Source organism: Afifella sp. IM 167, assembly GCF_020144925.1.
Classification (GTDB): domain Bacteria; phylum Pseudomonadota; class Alphaproteobacteria; order Rhizobiales; family Afifellaceae; genus Afifella.
This window is the reverse complement of the sequence record NZ_NSLC01000001.1, coordinates 504,621-527,113: the sequence shown is the minus strand read 5'-3', so window position 1 is coordinate 527,113 and position 22,493 is coordinate 504,621. Positions and strand designations below refer to the sequence as shown.

Sequence of the window (22,493 nt, the reverse complement as noted above, 5' to 3'; positions counted from 1 at the left end):
CACCGTGTTGAACGCCTTCACCACGCATTCTTCCTTAAAAGCGCTTCGTGATCAATAAGCGTTCTGGAGTAGGTAGCATAAACCTCCATATTTTCAGTTATTTACATCGTTTTTACATGTTAATTAGCGGCCGGGAGAAACGGCTTCTGTCGGATGGCGGGCGCTCTCGCCCGGCTGGGGCAATCTGCCGGGTGTTCCGACCCCTCGCGGCCTCTCGCTCCGGCGGCCGCGATCGCCGATAGTCCGCGGTAGGATTCGGCGAAGGGACAAGGTGGCCATGGCGGGGGAGAGGTTCGACATCGCGGTGATCGGGGCCGGCATCGCCGGTGCCTCGGTTGCGAGCGAGCTTGCGGGCGGCGAGGGCGGCAAGGCGGGACGGATCGTGCTCCTGGAGCGCGAGAGCCAGCCCGGCTACCACACGACCGGCCGCTCGGCGGCGCTCTTTTCCACCACCTACGGGCCGCCGGTGATCCGCGCCCTGTCGCGCGCCTCGGCCCGCTTTTTCGACGCGCCGCCGGAGGGCTTTGCGGCGCATGCGCTGCTTGGCCCGCGCGGCGTGATGATGATCGCGCGCGCCGACCAGAGCGCCCAGCTTGCCGCGCTGATGGACGAACTCGGGGAAGGCAGGGCGTGGCTCCTCGATGCGATCGAGACGCGGCGGCTGGCGCCGCTCCTGCGCGAAGGCTACGCGGCCGGGGCCGTGTTCGAGCCGGAGGCGCGCGATATCGACGTCAATGCGCTCCACCACGGCTATCTGAGGCGCCTGCGGGGAGCGGGCGGCGTCGTGAAGAACGATTGCGCGCTTTACGGGCTTTCCCGCGAGGGGGAGGCCTGGCGGCTCGAAACCGGCGAGGGGGCGATCCACGCCGATGTCGTCGTCAACGCGGCCGGCGCATGGGCCGACGAGGTGGCCGCGATGGCCGGCATCCCGGCGATCGGACTGGTGCCGAAGCGGCGCACGGCGCTGACGGTGAAAGCGCCGGAGGGAATGGAGCCTTCAGCCTGGCCGATGGTCGTCGATATCGAGGAGGAATTCTACCTGAAGCCGGAGGCCGGGAGGCTCCTGCTTTCGCCGGCCGACGAGACGCCTTCGCCGCCGTGCGACGCGCAGCCGGAAGAGCTCGACATCGCCATCTGCATCGACCGGATCGAGAGGGCTTTCGCGCTTCAGATCCGACATATCGAAAGTCGCTGGGCGGGCCTTCGCAGCTTCGTCGCCGACAAATGCCCGGTGGCCGGCTTCGAGACGGGGGCGCCCGGCTTCTTCTGGCTCGCCGGGCAGGGCGGCTATGGCATCCAGTCGGCGCCGGCGCTCGCCAAGGTCGCCGCCGCGCTTCTCGCGGGCCGGGAAATCCCGGCGGAGATCGCCGATGAGGGCGTTCTGCCGGCAGCGCTCAGTCCGGCGCGGCTTGAGGGACGCGGATAGAAGGCGGGCGCCTCAGCCGATCTTCTGCAGGATATCGCGCACGGTCTCGGGCGAGACCTCGGGGCGGGCCGCAAAGCCATGGTTCCTCAGCCGGTGGGTGAGGCGCTTGCGGTTGACCGCGAGGAAGTAGCGAAGATCGCGAAAGGCCGAGGCTGCGCCCGGAGGCGTTTCCTGCGCCCCGGCCTCCACGAGGCGCATGGAGCCGTCCCTCAACGGATAGAGCAGGGCCTCCTCATTGCCGGTCAGGGCGGGATCGAAGGCGATGCGGCGCTTCTGCAGGTGGATGTAGTCGAACTCGGTCTCCCCGCCGTCCTCGGCAATGCCGAAGAGGCGGTGATCGCGCAGGCGGAAGTAGCGGAACCACCTGTCCCCGACGAGCGGAAGCCGGTGGTAGGGCTCCACATCGCCGATGGAGGGCGGAAAATTGCGCCGCCAGGCGATGCTGCCTTCTTCGTCGAGCACCCTGAGGACGACATGCAGGAAGAGGAACTCGTCGAGGGCGAGGTGCCGGTCCGCTGCGAACATGCGCCAGTGCGGATAGCGCCGGTCGACCTCGAAAAGGACCTGCTGGGCGAGGCGGAAGCCCTCGAAATCGCCGAGCATCAGGTGCCCGTGCTTGCCGAAGACCTGCGGAGGGCCGGCCTGCGGGAGGGCGAGCGGCTGAAGCAGCCTGTCGGAATAGAGGCAGTCGATATCGGCCCATCCCCAGCGCCGGCCCGCGCCGGGGAGGGAGGGGAAGAGGAGATTGAGAAAGGGCTTCAGGTCGCAGATCTTGTAGGGATTGGCCTTCAGCCCGGCAAAGGTGATGCCGAGCGGGTTCGCCGCATCGAAGGCGGAGGCGAAATCGGCCTGGCGGATGCCGGGAATGTCGGCGGTCGGCCGGTCGCAGACGAGGATCAGCTCCACCTCGCCCGCGCGGCGCGCCAGCATGCGCATGGAAAGCCGGGCGAAGGGCGAGATCTCGCCGAGCCAGGGCAGCAGGATGACCGGCCTTGTCGCCGCCTCCGGCCCTTCCTCCCATTCGGGAAGGCTCGCTGAATCCGTGATGTCGAGCATGACGCGCTCCGCTGCCGCGGTCCCCGCCGCAGGGCCAACGGCTTTGGCCGAGAATCTTCCTCCCGGCGGCGCGGCGCAAGGATGCGGCAAGTTTGAGGTTAATCTAAACTACTGAGGGCTCGCGACGCATGGAAATGCCGGGCGGCCAAGGCGGGACGCTTCGCCTCCTTGCTCCGGAAAGGAAGGAGGGGCATTTCAGGCAAAAGACTTCGCACCGGGAGCCGCCGCCATGAGAAGCATCGCCGCCCTTTGCATGGGAGCCTTCCTCCTTCTTGCCGGCGCGCCGGCCAATGCGAACGATTCCACGGCGAGCCTCGATACGGGCGAACTCGTCCTCGTGCCGAACGCCGATATCGAGCTCCTGGAGGAGGACCTTTTCATCAGCCCCGAGCGGATCCGGGTGCGCTACCTCTTTCGCAATACCTCCGCCGAGCCGATCACGACGGTCGTCGCCTTCCCGCTGCCGCCCGTCGATCTCGGCGAGGATGTCGGCTACGCCATCTATCCGAAGGACCCGATCAACTTCGTCGATTTCCGTCTGTGGGTGGATGGCGAACCGAAACCGTTCCAGACCGATGCGCGCGCCATGGTGGGCGGGCGGAACGTGACCGATGTCCTTGAGGCCTCCAACATTCCGCTGACGACGTTCATCGAGGACATGCAGAGCTTCGACCAGCTCAGGGTGCGGCCCGACCTCATGCCGCCGGGCGTGATGGAAAAGCTCGAAGCCGAAGGTATCGCACGCGATGAGGACGGTTATTTCTCGCCGCAATGGACCACCTACGTCTCCTTCTACTGGACGCAGACCTTCCCGCCCGGCCAGACGGTGGAGATCGCCCATGCCTATGTGCCGGCGCCGACCGTCACCTTCTTCACCGGCTACGACATCGACGAGCGTACCTTCCACGACGATGTGTGCATCGACGAGGCGTTCGAGCGGGCGGCGCGCAAGAAGCTCCGGGCAACGGCCGACGACACGCTGGAAGCCAGGCTCCTCACCTACATCCTGACGACGGCGAACAACTGGCGCGGCTCCATCGGCCGCTTTCACCTGACCATCGACAAGGGTTCGACCGACACGCTCGTCTCGCTCTGCCGCGACGGGATTCGCAAGACCGGGCCGACCACCTTCGAATGGACGGCGGACAACTTCAGTCCCGACAAGGAACTGAAGATGCTGTTCGTGAAGCCGCTGCCCAACTACTGATCCCGCCGCCTCCCAGCGAAGCTCTTGAAGGACGCAAGCGGCGCGTCCATAACCGGGCAAAACAAGAAAGCCATCGACGACTGTCTGCGTTGGGAGGCGCGGGGGAGTATGCCGCTCGTCAAGATCGAGGGCATGCGTGAGGTCCATATGGGCTCCATGCAGGCTGAGATGGTGCGCGAAGAAGGCGGCGTGCGCTACGTGCGCTCCATCGAGCCGCTGGAGCCCTATGCCACCCGTCTGACCGACCGGCTCGACTGCTTCGCCCGCAGCACGCCCGAGACGATCCTCTTCGCCGACCGCGGGCCGGACGGAGAATGGCGCCGGCTGACCTACGCCGAGGCGCGGCGACAGGCCCGCGCGGTGGCGCAGGCGATCCTCGACCGGGGGCTTTCGGCGGAGCGGCCGATCCTCATCCTTTCCGGCAACGACATCGAGCACGCCATCCTGGCGCTGGGAGCGATGTATGCGGGCGTGCCCTATGCGCCGGTCTCGCCCGCCTATTCGCTCCTTTCCAGGGACCACGCCAAGCTGAAGCAGGTCGCCGAGCTCCTGGAACCCGGCCTCGTCTTCGCCGCGGACGGGCAAAGGTTCGCCTCCGCCATCGCCGACATATGGCGCCCGGGCATGGAACTCGTCGTGACGCGCAATCCCCCGGACGGGATGGAGGCGACGGCGTTCGCGGCGCTTTGCGAAACCGTGCCGAGCGAGGCGGTCGACCGGGCGACGGATTGGGTCGGTCCCGACACGATCGCGAAATTCCTCTTCACCTCCGGCTCGACCGGCACGCCGAAGGCGGTGATCAACACCCAGCGGATGATCTGCTGCAACCAGGTGATGATCCATCAGGCGCTCGCCTTCCTGAAGGACGAGCCGCCGGTGATGGTCGACTGGCTGCCCTGGAACCATACGGCCGGCGGCAACCACAATTTCGGCATCGCGCTCTACAACGGCGGCACGCTCTATATCGACGACGGCACGCCGACGCCCGAAGGGATCGAGAAGACGGTGCGCAATCTGATGGAGGTGGCGCCCACCCTCTATTTCAACGTGCCGAAAGGCTACGAGGCGCTGTGCGAGCACCTTCCCCGGAACCAGAGGCTGCGCGAGAACCTCTTCAGCCGGGTGAAGCTCCTGCAATATGCCGGGGCGGGGCTTGCCCAGCATGTCTGGGACGCGCTGGAAGGGTACGCGCGCCAGAGCGTCGGCGAGCGGATCATGATGATCACCGGCTACGGCTCGACAGAGACGGCGCCCTTCGCCTTCACCACCACCTGGCCGGTCGACCGGCCCGGCGAGATCGGGCTTCCGGCGGCCGGCATGGAACTGAAGCTGGTGCCGGCGGAGGAGAAGACCGAGCTGCGCGTCAGGGGGCCGAACGTGACACCCGGCTACTGGAAGCACGACGAGTTGACGGCGGCCGCCTTCGACGAGGAAGGCTTCTACCGGATCCAGGACGCGGTGAAGCTCGTCGATGCCAACGACATCAACAAGGGCTTTCTCTTCGACGGGCGGATGTCAGAGGATTTCAAGCTCTCCACCGGCACCTGGGTGAACCTTGCCTCGGTGCGCGGCGGGTTGATCGCCGCCCTGGCTCCGCATGCGCGCGACGTCGTCCTCGCCGGCCATGACGAGGATTTCGTCACCGCGCTCGTCTTTCCCGATCCAGACGCCTGCCGCGCGCTGATGGAGGGAGATGACGGGGCGGACCTTGAGGCGCTCTGCGCCGATCCCGGCGTGCTGCGATACTTCTCGCAAAAGCTCGCCGCTCATGCGGCGACGGCCACCGGCTCCTCGCGACGGGTGGAGCGGATGGTGCTGCTTGCCGAGCCCGCCTCGATCGATTCCGGCGAAATGACCGACAAGGGATCGATCAACCAGCGGGCCGTCCTGAAGAACAGGGCGGGGCTCGTCGAAGACCTCTACAGGGCCGATCCGCCCGCCCATGTCATCCTTGCCCGGAAAAGCACATGAACGAGACAAGCCGGGGGCTTCGGCTCCGCTTCGACGACGCCTACCTCCTCGGCGGCAAGCGCACGCCCTTCACCGACTATACCGGAGATTTCGCCCTCGTCTCGCCGATCGATCTCGGCATCAAGGCGGCGCGGGCGGCCTTTGCCGAGACCGGGGCCGAGCCCGGCGAGGTCGGCATGGTCATTGCCGGCTCGATGGCCCAGGCTTCCTTCGACGCCTATATGACGCCGCGCCATATCGGCCTTTATGCGGGCGTGCCGATCGAGGTGCCGGCGCATCTTTCGCAGCGCGTCTGCGGCACCGGCATCGAGATCATCCTGCAGGCGGCCGACCAGATCTCGCTCGGGCGGGTGGATCTCGCGCTGTGCGCGGGCACCGAGTCGATGAGCCGCAACCCGGTCGCCTCCTACACCTCGCGCACCGGCTTCCGTCTGGGGCAGGTGGCGTTCAAGGATTTCCTCTGGGAGGCGCTGATCGACCCGGCGGCCGCCGTCACGATGGGCGGGACGGCGGAGAACCTCGCGTCGCGCTACCAGATCTCGCGCGAGGAGGTGGACCGCTACGCGGCGCGCAGCTTTAAGAGGGCGCTCGCGGCGCAGGTCGACGGGTTCCTCGGCGGCGAGATCGCGCCGGTGAAGACGGAGGTTTTCGAGATTGCGGGGCTTCAGCCGCGCGGCACCCGGCTTTCCCGCAAGGTGGAGGCGGTGGAGGCCGACAGCCATATCCGCTCCTCGCCCTATGAGGTGCTGGCGAAGCTGAAGCCCGCTTTCGGCGGCGTGCAGACCGGCGGCAATTCCTCCGCCATCGTCGACGGGGCCGCGGCGGTGCTCGTCGCCTCCGCGTCGCAGCTCGGCGGGAGGAAGCCGCTGGCGAAGATCCTGGCGGGCGCCTCGGTCGGCGTTTCGCCCGAGGTGATGGGGATCGGCCCCGCGCCGGCGATCCGCGCCGTGCTGGAAGAGGCGGGGCTTTCCCTCGGCGAGATCGACCGGCTCGAGATCAACGAGGCTTTCGGGGCGCAGGTCATCGCCTGCATCCGCGAGCTGGGCCTTGAGGAAGACAAGCTCAACGTCAATGGCGGGGCGATCGCCATCGGCCATCCGCTCGGTGCGACGGGCGTGCGGCTGACGCTTACCCTGGCGCGCGAATTGAAGCGCTCGGGAGGGCGCTACGGCATCGCTTCGGCCTGCATCGGCGGCGGGCAGGGGATCGCCATCCTGATCGAAAATCCGGACGCCGCGGGGGCCGCGTGATGTTCGTCTTCAGCCGCGAGATCGAGATCGAATGGGGCGATTGCGACCCGGCCGGTATCGTCTTTTATCCGCGCTATTTCGAGATGTTCGACGCGGCGACGGCGCGCCTCTTCGAGGCCGCGCTCGGGGAGAAGAAGATCGCCTGGACGAAGCGCTTCGGCATCCTCGGCATTCCGATGGTCGACACCCGCGCGAAGTTCTTCATCCCGTCGCGCTACGGCGACCATGTCGTGATCGAGAGCCAGGCGAGCGAAATCCGCCGCTCTTCCTTCGACATCACCCACCGCCTGCTGAAGGAGGGAAAACTCGCCGTGGAAGGCTTCGAGACGCGGGTCTGGACGGGGCGGAAGAAGGACGATCCGGCGAAGATCGGCTCCATGCCGATCCCGCAGGAAGTCATTGCGGCGCTCTCGGTGGGCTCTTCTAGCTCTTCAGCCGCCAGCCGGTCCTGAAGATCCACCAGATGGCGATGAGGCAGGCGAGCATGAAGAACGCCGTCATGCCGAGGCTGATGGCGACCGAGACGTCGGCGATCCCGTAGAAGGACCAGCGGAAGCCGGAGATCAGGTAGACGACCGGGTTGAGCAGCGTCACCTTCTGCCAGAAGGGCGGCAGCATCTCGATGGAATAGAAGCTGCCGCCGAGAAAGGTGAGCGGCGTGATGATGAGGAGCGGGACGATCTGCAGCTTTTCAAAGCCGTCCGCCCAGATGCCGATGATGAAGCCGAAGAGCGAGAAGGTGAGCGCCGTCAGGACGAGGAAGGTCAGCATCCAGACGGGATGCTCCACGCGCAGCGGCACGAAGAGCGTCGCCGTCAGAAGGATGATGGCGCCGAGGATGATCGATTTGGTCGCCGCGGCTCCGACGAAGGCGATGACCATCTCCAGGAACGAGACCGGCGCGGAGAGGTGCTCGAAGATGGTGCCGGTGAATTTCGGGAAGTAGATGCCGAAGGCGGCGTTGGTGACGCTCTGGGTCAGCAGCGACAGCATGACGAGGCCGGGCACGATGAAGGCGCCGTAGGAGACGCCGCCGATCTCGTCGATGCGCGAGCCGATCGCCGCGCCGAAGACGACGAAATAGAGCGTCGTGGACAGGACCGGGGCGAGGATGCTCTGCAGCAGCGTGCGCGCCGTGCGGCTCATCTCGAAGTGATAGATGGCGCGGATGGCGTGGACGTTCATTGCTTGTCCTCCACCAGAGAAACGAAAATCTCCTCCAGCGAGCTTTCGCGCGTCTCCAGATCGCGGAAGCGGATGCCGGCCTGCGAAAGGTCCTGGAGGAGCTGGGTGATGCCGGTGCGGTCGCGCGCCGTGTCATAGGTATAGACGAGGCGGCACTTGTCCTCGGTCAGGGCAAGGTCGTAGCCGGAAAGCGCGGCGGGAATTTCCGCGACCGGCTCGTTCAGATAGAGCATCAGTTCCTTGCGGCCGAGCTTGCGCATCAGCTCGCTCTTCTCTTCCACGAGAATGATCTCGCCCCTGTTGATGACGCCGACGCGGTCGGCCATCTCCTCGGCTTCCTCGATGTAATGGGTCGTCAGGATGACGGTGACGCCCGTCTCGCGCAGCTGGCGCACGAGGCGCCACATATCGCGGCGCAGCTCCACGTCGACGCCGGCGGTCGGCTCGTCGAGGAAGAGGATCTCCGGCTCGTGGGCGAGCGCCTTGGCGATGAGGAGGCGCCGCTTCATGCCGCCGGACAGCGTGATGATCTTGGCGTCCTTCTTTTCCCACAGCGAGAGGTCGCGCAGCACCTTCTCGATATGGGCCGGGTTTCTCGGCTTGCCGAAGAGGCCGCGCGAGAAGGAGACGGTGGCCCAGACACTCTCGAAGGCGTCGGTGGCAAGTTCCTGCGGCACGAGGCCGATCATGGAGCGGGCGGCGCGGTAATCGGCGATGACGTCGTGACCATCGACGGTGACGGAGCCGGAGCTCATATTGACGATGCCGCAGATGATGCCGATCAGCGTCGTCTTGCCGGCGCCGTTCGGCCCGAGCAGGGCGAAGATCTCGCCGCGCTCGATTTCGAGGCTGATGCCCTTCAGGGCTTCAAAGCCGCTCTCGTAGGTCTTGGAGACGTTTTCGACAGAAAGGACGGGTGCCATCGGGGCCTGATAGCGGAGAATTTCGGGGAGGGGAACGTGAAGCGCACTTAGGGGCGCGCGGAGCGAGGGAAAGTGGCGGGCCGTTTTTTCACCCGACAAGGGCCGCCCGTGCCCGCCGCTCGCGTTCCTTGAGGGCGACGTAGATCACGGCGAAGACGACGGTGAGCGCCACGAAGATGACGCCGATGACGTTGATCACCGGCGAAAGACCGAAGCGGAAGCGCGAGCCGATCTCCGTTACCAGCGTCCAGTTCCCGCCGATGGCGAAGACGGTGGTGTTGTAGTTCTCGATCGACTGCAGGAAGGCGATCACGCCCGCGGTAAAGATCGTGGGGGCAAGGAAGGGGATGGTGATGCGCCGGAAGACCATGAAGTTGGAGGCGCCGAGGTCGAGCGCGGCCTCCTCCAGCGCGCGGTCCTGGCGCTGCAGGCGCGCCATGAACATCAGCATGGAATAGGAGGCGATGAAGGTCGCCTGCGCCATCATGGCGAGGAAGAGCCCGCCGGCGACCCCGATGTTGCGCCAGAAGATGAGCGTGGCGATGCCGAGGATGATGCCCGGCGTCAGGATCGGCGAGACCAGCACGCCATAGAGGATCCCGCTCCAGCGCGATTGCAGCCGCGTCAGGATGAAGGCGCCGGAAAGCCCCAGCGGCAGGGCGACGGCGATGACGCCGAAGCCAATGAGGATGGAGTTCCACAGGCCCTGCAGCAGGCGCTCGTCGCGGGTGAGCTCGACGAACCATTTCAGCGTGAAGCCCTGCCACTGCGTGACGGAGGGATAGGAATAGGAATTGAAGGCCGCCGCCGACATGACGAGGAGCGGGGCGAAGAGATAGACGAAGAAGAGGACCAGGTAGAGGTTGAGCACCTGGTTCGACCAGCGCCGTGCCGGCGCCCGCTCCACCGCGACCGTCCCGGCATCCGCCGCGGCCGTCATCGTCCCCGTCTCCTGAGGTCGTCGCTCATCTGGCCCCTCATCTGGCGATATCGCGGACGCCGACGCGGAAGACCAGCATCATCAGGAAGATGAAGAGCGTGCAGACGATGAGCAGCGTGAAGGCGTAGGCCGCGCCGTTGTTCCAGTTGTTGGATTCGAAGAACTGCCGGTAGATCGTCTGGCTGAACCAGTCGCCGGAGGTGCCGCGCGTCATGATCTGCGGCACCGAATAGGAGCCGGCGGAAAGCATGAAGGTCATGATGCAGCCGACGGCCATGCCGGGCTTGGCGTAGGGAATGACGACGCGCCAGTGGATCCGCCAGGTGGAGGCGCCGAGGTCGCGGGCCGCCTCGACCTGATTTTTGTCGAGCGTTTCCAGCGTGTTGTAGATCGGGAAGACCATGAAGAGGATATAGGCGTAGACCATCGCCACGAAGACGGCGCCCGGCGATTGCAGGAACGGAATCCATTGCTGAGTGGCAAGGTCGGTGACGCCGATCCAGTCGAGCATGGTGTTGAGGACGCCCTGGTAGTCGAGGATCATCAGCCAGGCGTAGACGCGCAGCAGCTCGTTGATCGCGTAGGGGATGATGAGGCCGAGCATCAGGAAGGCGGCGCGGCGGGGCGTGGCGACCTGGGCGATCGCATAGGCAACGGGATAGCAGACGACGAGGGCGAGCACCGTCACCATCGCCGCATAAAAGATGGTCCGCAGGAAGATCTGGAAGTGGAGCGCCGACATGCGCGTGTAGTTGCGCATGGTATAGACCTTGCGCGGCTGCTTTTCCTGTTCCTCCAGCCCGGCGATCTCGCGCTTCTTCGCCTCGATGCGGCCGGCGATCTCGTCCTTGCCGGGGCCTTCGGCGCGGGCCAGATCGAACTTCATGGTGGAAAGGTCCGCATAGGCGCGATCGATCTTCAGCGAGATGTCGTTCGGCTTTTCCTCCACCCAGAAGGAACGCTCGGCCATGAAAAGCTGCGGCACGAGGATCATGCCGAGGATCCAGAGCGTCGTCAGGCCGATGAAGATCGCCGTCAGCGGGCGGCCGTAGCTGCGGACGAGTTCAGTCACGGGCAAGCCGCCCGGAGGTCAGCACCAGTCCGTCATCGGCGCTAAAGCCGATCTGCTGCTCGCCGGAAAGCTCGCGTCCCGCCGCGCCGCGGTTCGGCAGGTGCAGGACGATGCTTTCCTCGTTGCGCTTGAGGAAGAGATTGACGAAGGGGCCTTCCAGGTCGCGCCGTTCCACGTCGGCCGAGATGACGTTGTCCGGCAATGCGCCGTTGACGAGCTGCATCCGCTCCGGGCGCACGCAGAGGACCGCGCTCGCGCCGGCGGCAAGGCCGTCGCGGTTGCGTCCGCGCAGCGGTCCGAAGGGCGTGTCGAGAAGCGCAAAGCCGGCCTCGGCCTCGATGACGCGGCCGGCAAAGACGTTCTGCTCGCCGACGAAGGTGGCGACGAAGGGCGTCTGCGGGTCGTCGTAGAGCCGGTCCGAGGCGGCGACCTGCTCGACCGCGCCCTTGTTCATGACGGCGATGCGGTCCGACATGGTCAGCGCCTCGCCCTGATCGTGGGTGATGTAAATGAAGGTGACGCCGGTCTTGCGCTGGATCGCCTTCAGTTCGGCGCGCATGTGCTGGCGGAGCTTAGCGTCGAGGGCCGAGAGCGGCTCGTCGAGAAGGAGGACGGCAGGTTCCACGGCAAGGGCGCGTGCGATGGCGACGCGCTGGCGCTGGCCGCCGGAGAGGTCGCCCGTCCTCTTTTCCTCGTGACCGCGCAGCGCCACGAGGTCGATCAGTTCCATCGCCCGCTCGCGGCGTGCCTTCTTCGGCATGCCGCGGGCCTCCAGCCCGAAGGCGATGTTCTCCCACACGCTCATCAGCGGGAAGAGGGCGAGGTTCTGGAAGATGAGGGCGGTGGGCCGGCGGTTCGGTCCGATGTCGCCCATATCCTCGCCGCCGATCAGAATGCGCCCGGCGGAAGGCGTGAGGAAACCCGAGATCATCCGCAGGATCGTGGTCTTGCCGCAGCCGGACGGACCCAGGATGGAAAAGAACTCTCCGGCACGGATGGTGAGGTCGGTCGGCGCGACGGCGACGACATCGCCGAAGACCATCGACACGCCCTGAAGCTCGACGTCTTTTCCGTGCATGGCTCTCTTCCGGTGACGGCGGATACCTGCGGAGAAAGAGCGGGGGCGCGCGGCCCCCGCGAATGTCACGACGCGCCGGTCAGGCGTTGGTCAGCTTCTCGGAATATTCCGAGCGGAGGGTGGCGAAAAAGTCGGTCTGGGCCGGCCACCACCACAGATTGTCGATGGCGGCCTGGTCCGGATAGGCCATCTGGAAGGCGGCCTTGAGGTCGTCCTTCAGGTATTCGGCGGTCCCGACGGCGGCGGAGTTGTAGCCCGTGTTGTTGGCGAACATGGCGCCGATCTCGGGCTGCATGAGGAAGTTCATGACCTCATAGGCCTGGTCGACGTTTTCCGCGCCCGCCGGGATGGCCATCGTGTCCGTCCAGGCGAGGCCGCCTTCCTTCGGCATGGTGTAACGCCACTTCTTGTCGCTGTCGCGGTGGAGCTGGATGCCCGTCGTGTCCCAGGTCTGGCCGATCGTGCAGCCGGCGTCGGTGAAGGCCGCCGTCGCCTCGGTGGCGTTGTTCCAGAAGGCGCCGATGTTCTTCTTGTGGGCGATGGCGTAGTCGGTGACCGCCTCGAAGACGCGGCGCGATTCCTCTTCCGACTTGTACATGTCCATGGCGCGGTTGGAGGGAACCTCGCCGATGGCGTCGAGATAGAGGGCAAGGCCGGTCAGGACCGACTTCTGGCGCGCGGCGACCTTGCCGGCCATGTCGTCCTTCCACAGGTCGCCATAGGAGATCGCGCCGTATTCGAGGTCCGGAAGGGCCTGCGAATCCCAGGTCATCGCCTCGGTGCCCCAATCGAAGGGGACGAGGAAGCGGTCGCCGCGGTGCGTCGCGCCGAGATTGATGGAGGCGCGGTAGATCGACGGGGTGATCCGGTCGAGCTTCAGCCTGGCCTCGTCGATCGGCTGCAGGAGGTCGTCCTTGTAGTAGTTCGGGCCGGTGTCGACGGACGGGAAGATGAGGTCGAAGCCCTTGCCGCCGGCAGCGCGCAGCTTGTTCTCGCACTCCTCGTTGGAGCCATAGGTGGAGACGTTCATCTTGATGCCGGTCTTCTCCTCGAAGGCCTGCTTGATATTGTCCTGGATGTAGTCGCCCCAGGCGAAGACGTTGACCTCGCCGGATGCGGCGAGGGCGCGCGAGGAGCGCAGGATTGCCGGTGTGGACAGGAAAGCGGCGGTGGCGGCACCGCCCCGCAGCACGGTGCGACGGCTAATGTGGGACATTGTCGAACTCCCAAGAGAGCCGACGCCCCTTGCGTCGGCCGATATCGTTTTCGGAATCGAGCGACCGGAATGGTTGCCGGTGGCAGCCGTTACCTTGGTTAATTTGCATTTGTATGACGCCCGCAACCACAACGGCAAGCGGTGACAATACAACCGCGCCGGCAGCCGGACGAAGCGCTTCAGTGCATGGTGCGCGGCAGGAAGAGCACGATCGCCGGGAAGGCGACGAGGATTGCGAGGCGCACGACATCGGTCAGCACGAAGGGAAAGACGCCGCGGAAGATGGTCGGCAGCGGCACGTCCCGCGCGATGGTGTTGATGACGAAGACGTTCATGCCGACCGGCGGGGTGATGAGCCCGAGCTCCACCGTCATGACGATGATGACGCCGAACCAGATCGGGTCGAAACCGAGATGCTGGATCACCGGGAAGACGATCGGCACGAGGAGGATGATCATCGCCATGGCGTCGAGGATGCAGCCCATGACGAGGAAGAAGAGCAGGATGACGGCGAGCGTGCCATGGGCGCCGAGATCGAGGCCGACCAGAAAGGCGGTGATTTTCTGCGGCGTCTGCGTGACGGCGAGAAAATACCCGAACAGCACCGCGCCGATGAGGATCGTGTAGATGGCGACGGACGTGCGCAGCGCTTCGGCGAGGCTGTCGATGAGGACGCGCGGGCCGAGCCTGCCGCGGGCGATGCCGATGAGCCCGGTCAGCAGCGCGCCGACGGCGGAGGCTTCCGTCGGGGTCGCAAGCCCCAGATAGATCGAGCCGATGATGGCGATGAACAGGAGGAGGACGGCCCAGACGCCGCGCATGGAGGCGAAGGCCTCCGCCCAGGAAAACGGCTCGCCCTCCGGCAGATGGCGGCGATAGGCGATCCGCACGGTCGCCATGTACATCAGAATGGCGAGGCCGCCCGGCACGACACCGGCGATGAACAGGCGTCCCACATCCTGGTCGGTGATGAAGGCGTAGACGGCGAGCACCACGGAAGGCGGAATGAGAATGCCGAGCGTGCCGCCGGCGGCGATCACCCCGGTGGAGAGGGCGTCGGAATAGCCAAAGCGCCGCATCTCCGGATGGGCGATCTTGGTCATCGTGGCGGCGGTGGCGACCGAAGAGCCGCAGATCGCCGCAAAGCCGGCGCAGGCGCTGATCGTCGACAGAGCCAGGCCGCCGCGGAAGCGGCCGAACCAGGCGTGGCCGGCGCGGAAGAGCTCGCGCGACATGCCAGCATTGGTGGCGAGCACGCCCATCAGGACGAAGAACGGGATGAGGCTGAGATTGTAGTCCGTCACCGTGCGGATCGGGGAGGTGGCGAGCTGGGCGAGCGCCGGGCGCCAGCCGACGATGGCGGCAAAGCCGGCGATGCCGACGAGCCCCATGGCGACGCCGATCGGCACGCGCATGGCCATCAGCGCGAAGAGGCCGACGAAGCCTCCGATGGCGACGAAATCGGATTCACTCATAGCCGGTCTCGCGCCGGGCGTCGTCGATGCTCTCGTGCTCCTCAAGGCTGCCATGGCCCGCCGCCATGAGCACGATCTTGGCAAGGGTCGTGACGAGGGCGGCGGCGAGACCGGCCCAGATCAGCCACATGATCGGCCAGATCGGCATGCGAAGGTCGGAGGTGACCTCGCCGCTCACCATGGTCCTCTCCACCCGGCCCAGGATCTTCCAGGCCAGAAGCGCGGTGAAGAGAAGCAGGACGCACCAGGCGGCGACGTCGAACCAGCGGCGGATGCGGGGCGGCAGCATCAGGGCGAAGAGATCCACCTTGATGTGGCTTCCGCGATAGCCGACGGAGGCAAGGCCCCAGGTGATCGCCGCGCCGATGAGCAGGCGCGTATAGTCGAAAGCGTCCGGGATCGGGCTCGCAAAGGCGTAGCGACCGATCGCCGAGACGACGATGACGAGCGTGAGAAGGCCGAGCAAGGCGCCGGCGACAATCTCAATCAGGCGCGAAACGTGGTCGAGGAAGCGCGCGATACGGGTCACTGATCCGATCCGGGCAAGCTTTGCGGCGGGCTTTGCGACAGATGCGGGCGCTTGCCCGCAAGGGGCGGCGACGGCGCCGCCCCGCAGGACACGTCAGTAGAGCGCGTCGTGCTTCTTCAGGGCGGCGACATACTCGTCGTAGATCTGGTCGGCGTCGTAGCCCTTTTCCTCGACGGCCTTCTTCCACTCTTCCAGGAGCGGCTTGGCCGCCTCGCGCCACAGGGCGATCTCTTCCTCGGTCGGCTCGTAGAGGTGATGGGTGGAATCGTCGACCATCTTCTGGCGACCCGCGGCTTCCCACTTCGCCCAGCCATCGGAGAACTTCTTGGACCATTCGGGCGTGCAGTGCTCGTCGATCACCTTCCTGTCTTCCTCGCTCAGCCGGTCGTAGCTCAGCTTCGACATGACGGTCATCTGCTGCGAGACATAGAAGGGCATGTCGAGATGCTCGTGGAGGATCTGGTCGATGCCGAAGAGGTAGAGCGAGTTCCACGGGAAGGTCATCGCCTCGGCAACACCGTTCGCCAGCGCCTCGCGCGCTTCCGGCGCCGGGACCTGCACGGCCGCGCCGCCGAGAAGGCTGACGAAGCGGGCGATGGTGGCGTTGGCGGGGCGCACCGTCTTGCCGCTCACATCGGCCGGCACATGCACGGGAACCTTGGAATGGAAGGTGCCGGGATCGTGCGGGGTCATCACGCAGACCTTGACGTCCGGCATCTCCTCGCCGGCATATTTGGCGTACCATTCGTGCATCGCCGCGGCGCCGTCGGAGGCGTTTTTGACGAGGAACGGAATCTCCGTCAGCGCCACGATCGGGAAGCGGCCGGCGTTGTAACCCGGGTTGACGAAGGACAGGTCGACGATGCCGTCCCGCGCCATGTCGTAATGGTCGGGCGCGGCGCCGAGCTGCTGGGCCGGGAAGATGGTGATGTTGATGCGCCCGCCGGAATCCTCCTTGATGGATTCCGCCCAGGGCTCCATGCCCGTGGGCTGGATCGGGTGGGTCGGCGGCACCCAGTGCGACAGGCGCAGCTCGACCTCGGCCGCGCCCGCCACCGAGGCAAGCGAGAGCGTTCCGGCGGCAATGACGGCGGCGGCCGCCACAATCCATTTCTTCTGGCTTTTCATCTCTATTCCTCCCCTTCGGCCGGGCTTGACCCATCCCGAGTTCGACGCGCCTTTGCGGCGCTCTTGTTGTGCCTTCGGCCGCAAAGCCGAGGCTTCAAAGGTTGGCTCGAATTCCGCCGCTTGCCAAGGCGGAGTTTCTTCAGAACCGAGAGAGGTTCCGCGACCGCGCCGGCATCAGGCCGGGCTTACGCGGCGGCGCTCTCCAGGTCGGCCTCGTCCCCCTCCTCGCCGCGCGCGCCCTCGCCGATGAGGGCAAGCTCTTCCAGCATGCCGAGGAGGGCTTCCATCTTCTCAACGCCATAGGCGCTTTCCAGGCGCGCATAGACCGCCTCGATCGCCGGCGAGGCGCTGGCGATCAGCTTGCGGCCCTTCGCCGAGATGTCGATCTTGAGGCGCCGGCTGTCCTTGCCGTCCTGCTTGCGGGTGATGAGGCCGCGCTCTTCCAGCGCCTTGAGGATGCGCGTCATGGAGGGCGTGAGGAGGCAGGCGCGCGCGGAAAGCGCTGTGGCGTCGAAGGGGCCCGATTCATCCAGGATGCGCAGGACGCGCCATTGCTGCTCGGTGCATCCGTGTTCGGCGATCACCGGGCGCAGATGCATCATGAAAGCTTCCCGGGCACGCAGGAGAACGATCGGAAAAGCCCGGTGGGTATAGCGTAACGTCATCGTCAAATAGACCTCCGGGCCGGGTGCCGGGTTGTCATTCTAGCGACAAAGCCGCTCTGGCGTCGAGTTACACAACTGTCTCTGCCGCGACGGGATTGACCAGGGTTCCGACCCCTTCCACTTCGACCTCCACCTTATCTCCCGGCCGCAGCCATTTGGGCGGGTCGAAACGGGCGCCGGCGCCGGTCGGCGTGCCGGTGGCGATGAGGTCGCCGGGCAGAAGGGTGGTGAAGGTGGAGACGTATTCGATGATGTGGTCGATCGGAAAGGACATCGAGGCGGTGGTGTCGGACTGGCGGATTTCGCCGTTGACGCGCGTCTGGATCTTCAGGTTCTTCAGGTCGAGGGCGGAAAGATCGGTCTCGATCCAGGGGCCGAGGCCGCCGCTGCTGTCGAAGTTCTTGCCCTGGGTGACGTTGAACTTGGCGTGGCGCAGCCAGTCGCGGACCGTACCCTCGTTCATGATGGTCAGGCCGGCGATGTAGCCATGCGCCTCGGCGCGGGGAATGCGGCGGCCCTTCCTGCCAATGACGAGGACGATCTCGCCCTCATAGTCGAGCTCTTCCGATTCCGGCGGGATCAGGACCGGCTTGCCGTGCGGCACGAAGGACAGCGGCGTGCGCATGAAGATCGACGGATATTTCGCCGGATCGCTGCCGTCGCGGTATTCGGCGTTGCGGTTCTGGTAGTTGACCCCGATGCAGAGGATTTTCGGGGGATTGGTCAGAGGCAGATCGAGCTCGATATCGGAAAGCAGAAGGTCGGCGGGGGATCTTTCCGCGAGCGCCGAGGCCTCGGCGAGGCGGCTTTCGGCGATCAGCCGGCGGGTGGAGGAAATGCCCATGCGCGCGGCGAGGTCCACGACGACATCGTTGCCGTTCTCCTTCTTCACGGCGCCGGCCCTCAGGCCCTCGGCGGAGCGGAAGGTGACGAGCCGCATCAGACCATTCCCGCCCGTTCGAGCACCGCGTCGAGGCGCTTTTCGAGGTCCGGCGAGGCCGGCACGAGCGGCAGGCGATGCTCGTTCCGCGGCAGGATGCCGAGGCGCTTCATCATGTATTTCATCGGGATCGGGTTCACGTCCCAGAAGATCGCCTTGTTGATCTCAAAGAGCCTGCGGTGCAGCGCCCTTGCGGCAAAGAGGTCGCCCGCCCAGACGGCCTCGCACATCTCGGCGAGAGGCTTCGGATTGAGGTTGCCTGCCGCGTTCATCAGGCCGCAGGCCCCGACCGCCATCATCGGAAAGGAAAGCTCCTCCAGCCCGACGAAGATTCTCAGATCTTCGTCGACCTCGGCCAGCACGTCCGAAACGAAGGCGAGATCGAGAGAAGCATGCTTCATTCCTACGAAAGTAGGGCAGGCCGCGTCGATTTCCTTCACCGTCTCCACTTTCACGTCGACAGCGGCGCGGCCGGGGATGTGGTAGATCATCCAGGGCTTGTCGTGCAGCTCGTTGAGCGCGCGGTAGTATTCGAGGATGCCGCGCTGTGGCGGGCGGGAATAATAGGGGGTGACGATGAGGAGCGCGTCGACGCCCGGCCTGCCCGCGGCGTGGCGTGTGAGTTCGGCCGTCTCGGCATAGGATTGCGAGCCGGTGGCGGCGACGACCTGGATGCGTCCTGCCGCGGCCTCCAGCGCGACGTCGACGAGGCGGTTGCGCTCGGCGAGCGTCAGCGAAGAGGGTTCGGAGGTGGTGCCGTTGACGAGGATGCCGTGAGAGCCATTTTCAACCTGGAACTCGACGAGGCCGGCATATGCCGCCTCGTCGACGGCGCCGTCCCTGAACGGCGTGATGAGGGGAGGGATCGAGCCCCTGAGCGCGGTCTCGTCGAGCTTCAGCAATCGTCCCTCCCGGCATGCGCGCATTTGACAGCGCGGTCGTTGTTGTGTAGTTAACATGTTAATAGAAGAGCCGTCAACGAATGGCGGCCGGCCTCTTGTGCAGGTGATGCAAGGCGTTCGGGAGGCGCCGGCCATGCCTCATTTCACGATCGAATATTCCGCCAATCTCGACGGCGATCTCGACATGGTCGCCTTCTGCGAGATGCTGAAGAAGGCCGGGATCGAGACGGGCGTCTTCGAGGAGCCGGGCATCCGCGTGCGGGCGCTTCGCTGCGATGCCTATTCGATCGCCGACGGAAATCCGGCGAACGCCTTCATCGACATTTCGGTCCGCCTTCGCGCAGGCCGCGAACTGGAAAGACGCAAGGCGGCGACGCAGCACATCTTCGCGGCGGCCGAGGCTTATCTGGAAGAGATGTTCAAGGCGCGCCCGCTCGCGCTCTCCTTCGAGATGCGCGACATTGATCCCGAGCTCAGCCCCAAGCGCAATTCCATCCGGGAACACATGAAGAGGGCTGGAGCCAAGGCGCAGGCAGGCTGAGAAGACGACATGGCGAGCCTTGAGGACAACCTGAAGAAAGCCGAGACGCATCTCGCCCGTTTCAGGGACGGGATCGTTCTCAACCAGATCGGCGGCGAGGCCGTGCCCGCAGCTTCCGGCGAGACCTTCGAGGTCATCTCGCCCGTCGACCTCAGGCCGATCGCGCGCGCTGCCAGAAGCGGCGCGGAGGATATCGACCGGGCCGCCAAGGCTGCCAAGGAGGCCTTTGCCGGCTGGGCCGGCATGCCCGGCAAGGAACGCAAGAAGCTGCTGCACAGGATCGCCGACGCGATCGCCGCGCGGGCGGAGGAAATCGCCCTCACCGAATGCGTCGATACCGGTCAGGCCTGGCGCTTCATGTCGAAGGCGGCGCTGCGCGCGGCCGAGAATTTCCGCTTCTTCGCCGACCGGGCGCCGGATGCGCGCAACGGGCTCGCCCTGCCGGCCGAGGGGCAGTTCAACTACACGACCCGCACCCCGATCGGGCCGGTCGGCGTGATCACGCCGTGGAACACGCCCTTCATGCTGTCGACCTGGAAGATCGCCCCGGCGCTCGCGGCCGGCTGCACGCTCGTCCACAAGCCGGCGGAGTTCTCGCCGCTGACGGCGCGGCTTCTCATCGAGATCGCGGAAGAGGCCGGACTGCCGCGCGGCGTCTGGAACCTCGTCAACGGCCTCGGCGAGGAGGCTGGCAAGGCGCTGACGGAGCATCCGCTGATCCGCGCGATCGCCTTCGTCGGCGAGAGCGCCACCGGCTCGGCGATCATGGCGCAGGCCGCGCCGACGCTGAAGCGGGTGCATTTCGAGCTCGGCGGCAAGAACCCGGTCGTCGTCTTCAAGGATGCCGATCTCGATCGCGCCGCCGAGGCGGCGGTCTTCATGATCTACTCGCTGAACGGCGAGCGCTGCACCTCCTCGAGCCGGCTCCTCGTGGAGGCCGATATCTACGAGGACTTCACGCGCAAGATCGCGGAAAAGGCTCGCGCGATCCGGATCGGCCACCCGCTCGACCCGGAGACGGTCGTCGGGCCGCTCATCCATCCGACGCATCAGGAGAAGGTGCTCTCCTACTTCGATATCGCCCGCCAGGAGGGTGCGACGATCGCCCTCGGCGGCGAGGCGGCGGAGGGGCCGGGCGGCGGCTGCTACGTCAAGCCGACGCTCTTCACCGATGCGCGGCCGGACATGCGCATCGCCCAGGAAGAGATCTTCGGACCGGTGCTGACGGCGATCCCGTTCAGGGACGAGGGCGAGGCGCTCGCCATCGCCAACGGCGTTTCCTACGGGCTCACGGGGTATCTTTGGACGCGGGACGTGGCGCGCGCCTTCCGCTTTTCAGAGGCGCTGGAGGCGGGAATGATCTGGGTGAACTCGGAAAATGTGCGGCACCTGCCGACGCCCTTCGGCGGCATGAAGGCCTCCGGCATCGGCCGCGACGGCGGCGATTATTCCTTCGATTTCTACATGGAGACGAAGAACATCGCCTTCGCCACGATGGACCATCCCATCACCCGGCTCGGCGGCTGAGGCGGCCATGCCGATCCCCAGGCCCAACCTTTATCCGCCCTTCAACATCGTCCGGCTTTCGCATGTGGAGCTCGCCGTCACCGACCTTGGTGCCTCGCGCGCCTTCTATGTCGACACGCTCGGCCTGCAGGTTACCGACGAGGACGGCGAGGCAATCTATCTGCGGGGCATGGAGGAGCGGGGCCACCACTGCCTCGTCCTCAGGAAAGGGCCGGCGTCGGCGGCCAACTCGCTCGGCTTCAAGCTCTACGACGAGCCGGACCTCGACAAGGCGGAGGCCTTCTTCCGCGATCTCGGGCGAGACATCGAATGGATCGAGCGCCCCTTCCAGTCGCGCACGTTTCGCACGAGCGATCCGCAGGGCATTCCGCTCGAATTCTACACGCGCATGCAAAGGCTCGCGCCGATCCACCAGCAGTACCGGCTCTATCGCGGGGTGAAGCCGCTCCGCATCGACCATTTCAACTGCTTCTCGCCGGATGTCGACGAGGCGGTTGCCTTCTACAACGAGATCGGCTTCCGGGTGACGGAATATACCGAGGACGAGGAGACGAAGCGTCTGTGGGCCGCCTGGACGCACCGCAAGGGCGGCGTCCACGACATCGCCTTCACCAACGGCACCGGCCCGCGGCTCCACCACATCGCCTTCTGGGTGCCGACGCCGCTCAACATCATCGACCTTCTCGATCTGATGGCGAGCACCGGCTACGTGAAGAACATCGAGCGCGGACCGGGACGGCACGGCATTTCCAATGCCTTCTTCCTCTATGTCCGCGACCCGGACGGGCACCGGGTGGAGCTCTACTGCTCGGATTACCAGACGGTCGATCCCGATCTCGAGCCGATCAAATGGGACCTCAAGGATCCGCAGCGCCAGACGCTCTGGGGCGCCCCGGCGCCGCGCTCCTGGTTCGAGGAGGGCACCTGCTTCGTCGATACGCCGGTGAGCGAGGCGCGCCTCAAGGCGCAGCCGATCATCGCCCCCTGACAGGCCGGGTGCGGTCCATTCCGCGCCCCAAAACCAGCGAGAGCGAGGAAACATGGCGAAGGACGAGCTGAAGGCCGAGAAGGAGAAGGCGCAGGCCGACGAGAACTTCCAGAAGGGGATCGCGCTTCGCCGCGAGATGTTCGGGCAGGCCGGAGCCGAAGACCAGATCGAGGCGGCCACCGATTTCAACCTGCCGCTCCAGGACGTCGTCACCCGCATCTGCTTCGGGGAGGTCTGGCAGCGCCCGGTCCTCGACAAGAAGATGCGCTCCATCATCACGCTGGCCATGCTCGTTGCCATGGGCCGCAGCCACGAGGTGAAGATCCATACCCGCGGCGCCATCGCCAACGGCGTGACCAAGGAAGAGATCCGCGAGCTTCTCCTGCATTCGTTCCTCTATTGTGGCATCCCGCTCGCCGTCGACGGCTACCGTTCGGCGAGCGAGGTGCTGAAAGAGCTCGGGCTGGAGTGAGG

22 protein-coding genes are annotated in these 22,493 nt (G+C 65.8%); 9 read left to right on the top strand and 13 right to left on the bottom strand.

What is annotated here, in order from left to right:
• Positions 1-277 precede the first annotated feature (277 nt).
• Positions 278-1,426: an FAD-binding oxidoreductase gene (locus CLD20_RS02570; protein WP_224405023.1), complete on the top strand. Its 1,149-nt coding sequence runs from the start codon at positions 278-280 to the stop codon at positions 1,424-1,426.
• Between the two features lie 12 nt (positions 1,427-1,438).
• Here CLD20_RS02570 and CLD20_RS02565 read toward each other — a convergent pair whose 3' ends face one another.
• Complete coding sequence (locus CLD20_RS02565; protein WP_224405022.1) at positions 1,439-2,482, bottom strand: DUF6625 family protein; 1,044 nt, start codon at positions 2,480-2,482, stop codon at positions 1,439-1,441.
• 229 nt (positions 2,483-2,711) lie between these two features.
• Here CLD20_RS02565 and CLD20_RS02560 point away from each other — a divergent pair, with 229 nt between their 5' ends.
• The 4 genes from CLD20_RS02560 (at position 2,712) to CLD20_RS02545 (ending at position 7,362) form a co-directional block, all read left to right on the top strand.
• Positions 2,712-3,689: a DUF4424 family protein gene (locus CLD20_RS02560; protein ID WP_224405021.1), complete on the top strand. Its 978-nt coding sequence runs from the start codon at positions 2,712-2,714 to the stop codon at positions 3,687-3,689.
• A 108-nt stretch (positions 3,690-3,797) separates the two neighbouring features.
• Positions 3,798-5,660 (top strand): feruloyl-CoA synthase, encoded by a 1,863-nt coding sequence (locus tag CLD20_RS02555; RefSeq protein ID WP_224405020.1) that lies wholly within the window; start codon positions 3,798-3,800, stop codon positions 5,658-5,660.
• Positions 5,657-6,910 carry a thiolase family protein gene (locus tag CLD20_RS02550; RefSeq protein ID WP_224405019.1) on the top strand — a complete coding sequence of 418 codons (1,254 nt, stop codon included), beginning with the start codon at positions 5,657-5,659 and terminating at the stop codon, positions 6,908-6,910. The genes CLD20_RS02555 and CLD20_RS02550 overlap by 4 nt, the downstream gene beginning before the upstream one ends.
• A complete protein-coding gene (locus tag CLD20_RS02545; RefSeq protein ID WP_224405018.1) occupies positions 6,910-7,362 on the top strand; it encodes an acyl-CoA thioesterase in 453 nt (150 codons plus the stop codon). Before CLD20_RS02550 ends, CLD20_RS02545 begins: the two co-directional genes overlap by 1 nt.
• Here the strand turns inward: CLD20_RS02545 and CLD20_RS02540 are convergent.
• From CLD20_RS02540 to dapA, 12 genes are all read right to left on the bottom strand, one after another.
• A complete protein-coding gene (locus CLD20_RS02540; protein ID WP_224405017.1) occupies positions 7,334-8,095 on the bottom strand; it encodes an ABC transporter permease in 762 nt (253 codons plus the stop codon). The two genes, CLD20_RS02545 and CLD20_RS02540, sit on opposite strands and share 29 nt — an antisense overlap.
• A complete protein-coding gene (locus CLD20_RS02535; RefSeq protein WP_224405016.1) occupies positions 8,092-9,018 on the bottom strand; it encodes an ABC transporter ATP-binding protein in 927 nt (308 codons plus the stop codon). Before CLD20_RS02535 ends, CLD20_RS02540 begins: the two co-directional genes overlap by 4 nt.
• An 88-nt stretch (positions 9,019-9,106) precedes the next feature.
• On the bottom strand, positions 9,107-9,958 hold the full coding sequence (locus tag CLD20_RS02530) for an ABC transporter permease (protein ID WP_224405015.1): 852 nt from the start codon (positions 9,956-9,958) through the stop codon (positions 9,107-9,109).
• 37 nt (positions 9,959-9,995) lie between these two features.
• Positions 9,996-11,030: an ABC transporter permease gene (locus CLD20_RS02525; protein ID WP_224405014.1), complete on the bottom strand. Its 1,035-nt coding sequence runs from the start codon at positions 11,028-11,030 to the stop codon at positions 9,996-9,998.
• On the bottom strand, positions 11,023-12,108 hold the full coding sequence (locus CLD20_RS02520) for an ABC transporter ATP-binding protein (RefSeq protein ID WP_224405013.1): 1,086 nt from the start codon (positions 12,106-12,108) through the stop codon (positions 11,023-11,025). Before CLD20_RS02520 ends, CLD20_RS02525 begins: the two co-directional genes overlap by 8 nt.
• A 79-nt stretch (positions 12,109-12,187) precedes the next feature.
• On the bottom strand, positions 12,188-13,324 hold the full coding sequence (locus tag CLD20_RS02515) for an extracellular solute-binding protein (protein ID WP_224405012.1): 1,137 nt from the start codon (positions 13,322-13,324) through the stop codon (positions 12,188-12,190).
• A gap of 179 nt (positions 13,325-13,503) precedes the next feature.
• Positions 13,504-14,799 (bottom strand): TRAP transporter large permease, encoded by a 1,296-nt coding sequence (locus CLD20_RS02510; protein ID WP_224405011.1) that lies wholly within the window; start codon positions 14,797-14,799, stop codon positions 13,504-13,506.
• Positions 14,792-15,328 carry a TRAP transporter small permease gene (locus CLD20_RS02505; RefSeq protein WP_224405010.1) on the bottom strand — a complete coding sequence of 179 codons (537 nt, stop codon included), beginning with the start codon at positions 15,326-15,328 and terminating at the stop codon, positions 14,792-14,794. The genes CLD20_RS02510 and CLD20_RS02505 overlap by 8 nt, the downstream gene beginning before the upstream one ends.
• 93 nt (positions 15,329-15,421) lie before the next feature.
• Entirely contained in the window at positions 15,422-16,456 is a 1,035-nt protein-coding gene (locus CLD20_RS02500; protein ID WP_224405009.1) for a TRAP transporter substrate-binding protein, read from the bottom strand.
• Positions 16,457-16,641: 185 nt separating this feature from the next.
• Positions 16,642-17,121: a homoprotocatechuate degradation operon regulator HpaR gene (gene hpaR, locus CLD20_RS02495; protein ID WP_224405008.1), complete on the bottom strand. Its 480-nt coding sequence runs from the start codon at positions 17,119-17,121 to the stop codon at positions 16,642-16,644.
• Positions 17,122-17,188: 67 nt separating this feature from the next.
• The gene (locus CLD20_RS02490) at positions 17,189-18,061 is read right to left on the bottom strand and encodes a fumarylacetoacetate hydrolase family protein (protein ID WP_224405007.1); all 873 of its coding nucleotides are present in this window, start codon (positions 18,059-18,061) and stop codon (positions 17,189-17,191) included.
• Positions 18,061-18,963: a 4-hydroxy-tetrahydrodipicolinate synthase gene (gene dapA, locus CLD20_RS02485; protein WP_224405006.1), complete on the bottom strand. Its 903-nt coding sequence runs from the start codon at positions 18,961-18,963 to the stop codon at positions 18,061-18,063. The genes CLD20_RS02490 and dapA overlap by 1 nt, the downstream gene beginning before the upstream one ends.
• Positions 18,964-19,096: 133 nt before the next feature.
• Here dapA and CLD20_RS02480 point away from each other — a divergent pair, with 133 nt between their 5' ends.
• The 4 genes from CLD20_RS02480 to CLD20_RS02465 are packed head-to-tail and all read left to right on the top strand — an operon-like array spanning position 19,097 to position 22,491.
• Positions 19,097-19,504, top strand: coding sequence for a 5-carboxymethyl-2-hydroxymuconate Delta-isomerase (locus CLD20_RS02480; protein ID WP_224405005.1), 408 nt, complete (start codon positions 19,097-19,099; stop codon positions 19,502-19,504).
• A 9-nt stretch (positions 19,505-19,513) separates the two neighbouring features.
• Positions 19,514-21,031, top strand: coding sequence for a 5-carboxymethyl-2-hydroxymuconate semialdehyde dehydrogenase (gene hpaE / locus CLD20_RS02475; RefSeq protein WP_224405004.1), 1,518 nt, complete (start codon positions 19,514-19,516; stop codon positions 21,029-21,031).
• A gap of 7 nt (positions 21,032-21,038) precedes the next feature.
• Positions 21,039-22,019, top strand: coding sequence for a 3,4-dihydroxyphenylacetate 2,3-dioxygenase (hpaD, locus tag CLD20_RS02470; RefSeq protein WP_224405003.1), 981 nt, complete (start codon positions 21,039-21,041; stop codon positions 22,017-22,019).
• A 52-nt stretch (positions 22,020-22,071) separates the two neighbouring features.
• A complete protein-coding gene (locus CLD20_RS02465; RefSeq protein ID WP_224405002.1) occupies positions 22,072-22,491 on the top strand; it encodes a carboxymuconolactone decarboxylase family protein in 420 nt (139 codons plus the stop codon).
• Positions 22,492-22,493 lie beyond the last annotated feature (2 nt).

Bases quoted from the DNA above. Each gene is read 5' to 3' on its own strand.
- CLD20_RS02545 (WP_224405018.1), top strand. From the start codon at position 6,910: ATGTTCGTCTTCAGCCGCGAGATCGAGATCGAATGGGGCGATTGCGAC.
- CLD20_RS02480 (WP_224405005.1), top strand. From the start codon at position 19,097: ATGCCTCATTTCACGATCGAATATTCCGCCAATCTCGACGGCGATCTC.
- CLD20_RS02560 (WP_224405021.1), top strand. From the start codon at position 2,712: ATGAGAAGCATCGCCGCCCTTTGCATGGGAGCCTTCCTCCTTCTTGCC.
- CLD20_RS02550 (WP_224405019.1), top strand. From the start codon at position 5,657: ATGAACGAGACAAGCCGGGGGCTTCGGCTCCGCTTCGACGACGCCTAC.
- CLD20_RS02465 (WP_224405002.1), top strand. From the start codon at position 22,072: ATGGCGAAGGACGAGCTGAAGGCCGAGAAGGAGAAGGCGCAGGCCGAC.
- CLD20_RS02570 (WP_224405023.1), top strand. From the start codon at position 278: ATGGCGGGGGAGAGGTTCGACATCGCGGTGATCGGGGCCGGCATCGCC.
- CLD20_RS02515 (WP_224405012.1), bottom strand. From the start codon at position 13,324: ATGTCCCACATTAGCCGTCGCACCGTGCTGCGGGGCGGTGCCGCCACC.
- CLD20_RS02500 (WP_224405009.1), bottom strand. From the start codon at position 16,456: ATGAAAAGCCAGAAGAAATGGATTGTGGCGGCCGCCGCCGTCATTGCC.
- CLD20_RS02520 (WP_224405013.1), bottom strand. From the start codon at position 12,108: ATGCACGGAAAAGACGTCGAGCTTCAGGGCGTGTCGATGGTCTTCGGC.
- CLD20_RS02565 (WP_224405022.1), bottom strand. From the start codon at position 2,482: ATGCTCGACATCACGGATTCAGCGAGCCTTCCCGAATGGGAGGAAGGG.
- CLD20_RS02510 (WP_224405011.1), bottom strand. From the start codon at position 14,799: ATGAGTGAATCCGATTTCGTCGCCATCGGAGGCTTCGTCGGCCTCTTC.
- hpaE (WP_224405004.1), top strand. From the start codon at position 19,514: ATGGCGAGCCTTGAGGACAACCTGAAGAAAGCCGAGACGCATCTCGCC.
- hpaD (WP_224405003.1), top strand. From the start codon at position 21,039: ATGCCGATCCCCAGGCCCAACCTTTATCCGCCCTTCAACATCGTCCGG.
- CLD20_RS02490 (WP_224405007.1), bottom strand. From the start codon at position 18,061: ATGCGGCTCGTCACCTTCCGCTCCGCCGAGGGCCTGAGGGCCGGCGCC.
- CLD20_RS02535 (WP_224405016.1), bottom strand. From the start codon at position 9,018: ATGGCACCCGTCCTTTCTGTCGAAAACGTCTCCAAGACCTACGAGAGC.
- CLD20_RS02540 (WP_224405017.1), bottom strand. From the start codon at position 8,095: ATGAACGTCCACGCCATCCGCGCCATCTATCACTTCGAGATGAGCCGC.
- CLD20_RS02555 (WP_224405020.1), top strand. From the start codon at position 3,798: ATGCCGCTCGTCAAGATCGAGGGCATGCGTGAGGTCCATATGGGCTCC.
- CLD20_RS02530 (WP_224405015.1), bottom strand. From the start codon at position 9,958: ATGACGGCCGCGGCGGATGCCGGGACGGTCGCGGTGGAGCGGGCGCCG.
- hpaR (WP_224405008.1), bottom strand. From the start codon at position 17,121: ATGACGTTACGCTATACCCACCGGGCTTTTCCGATCGTTCTCCTGCGT.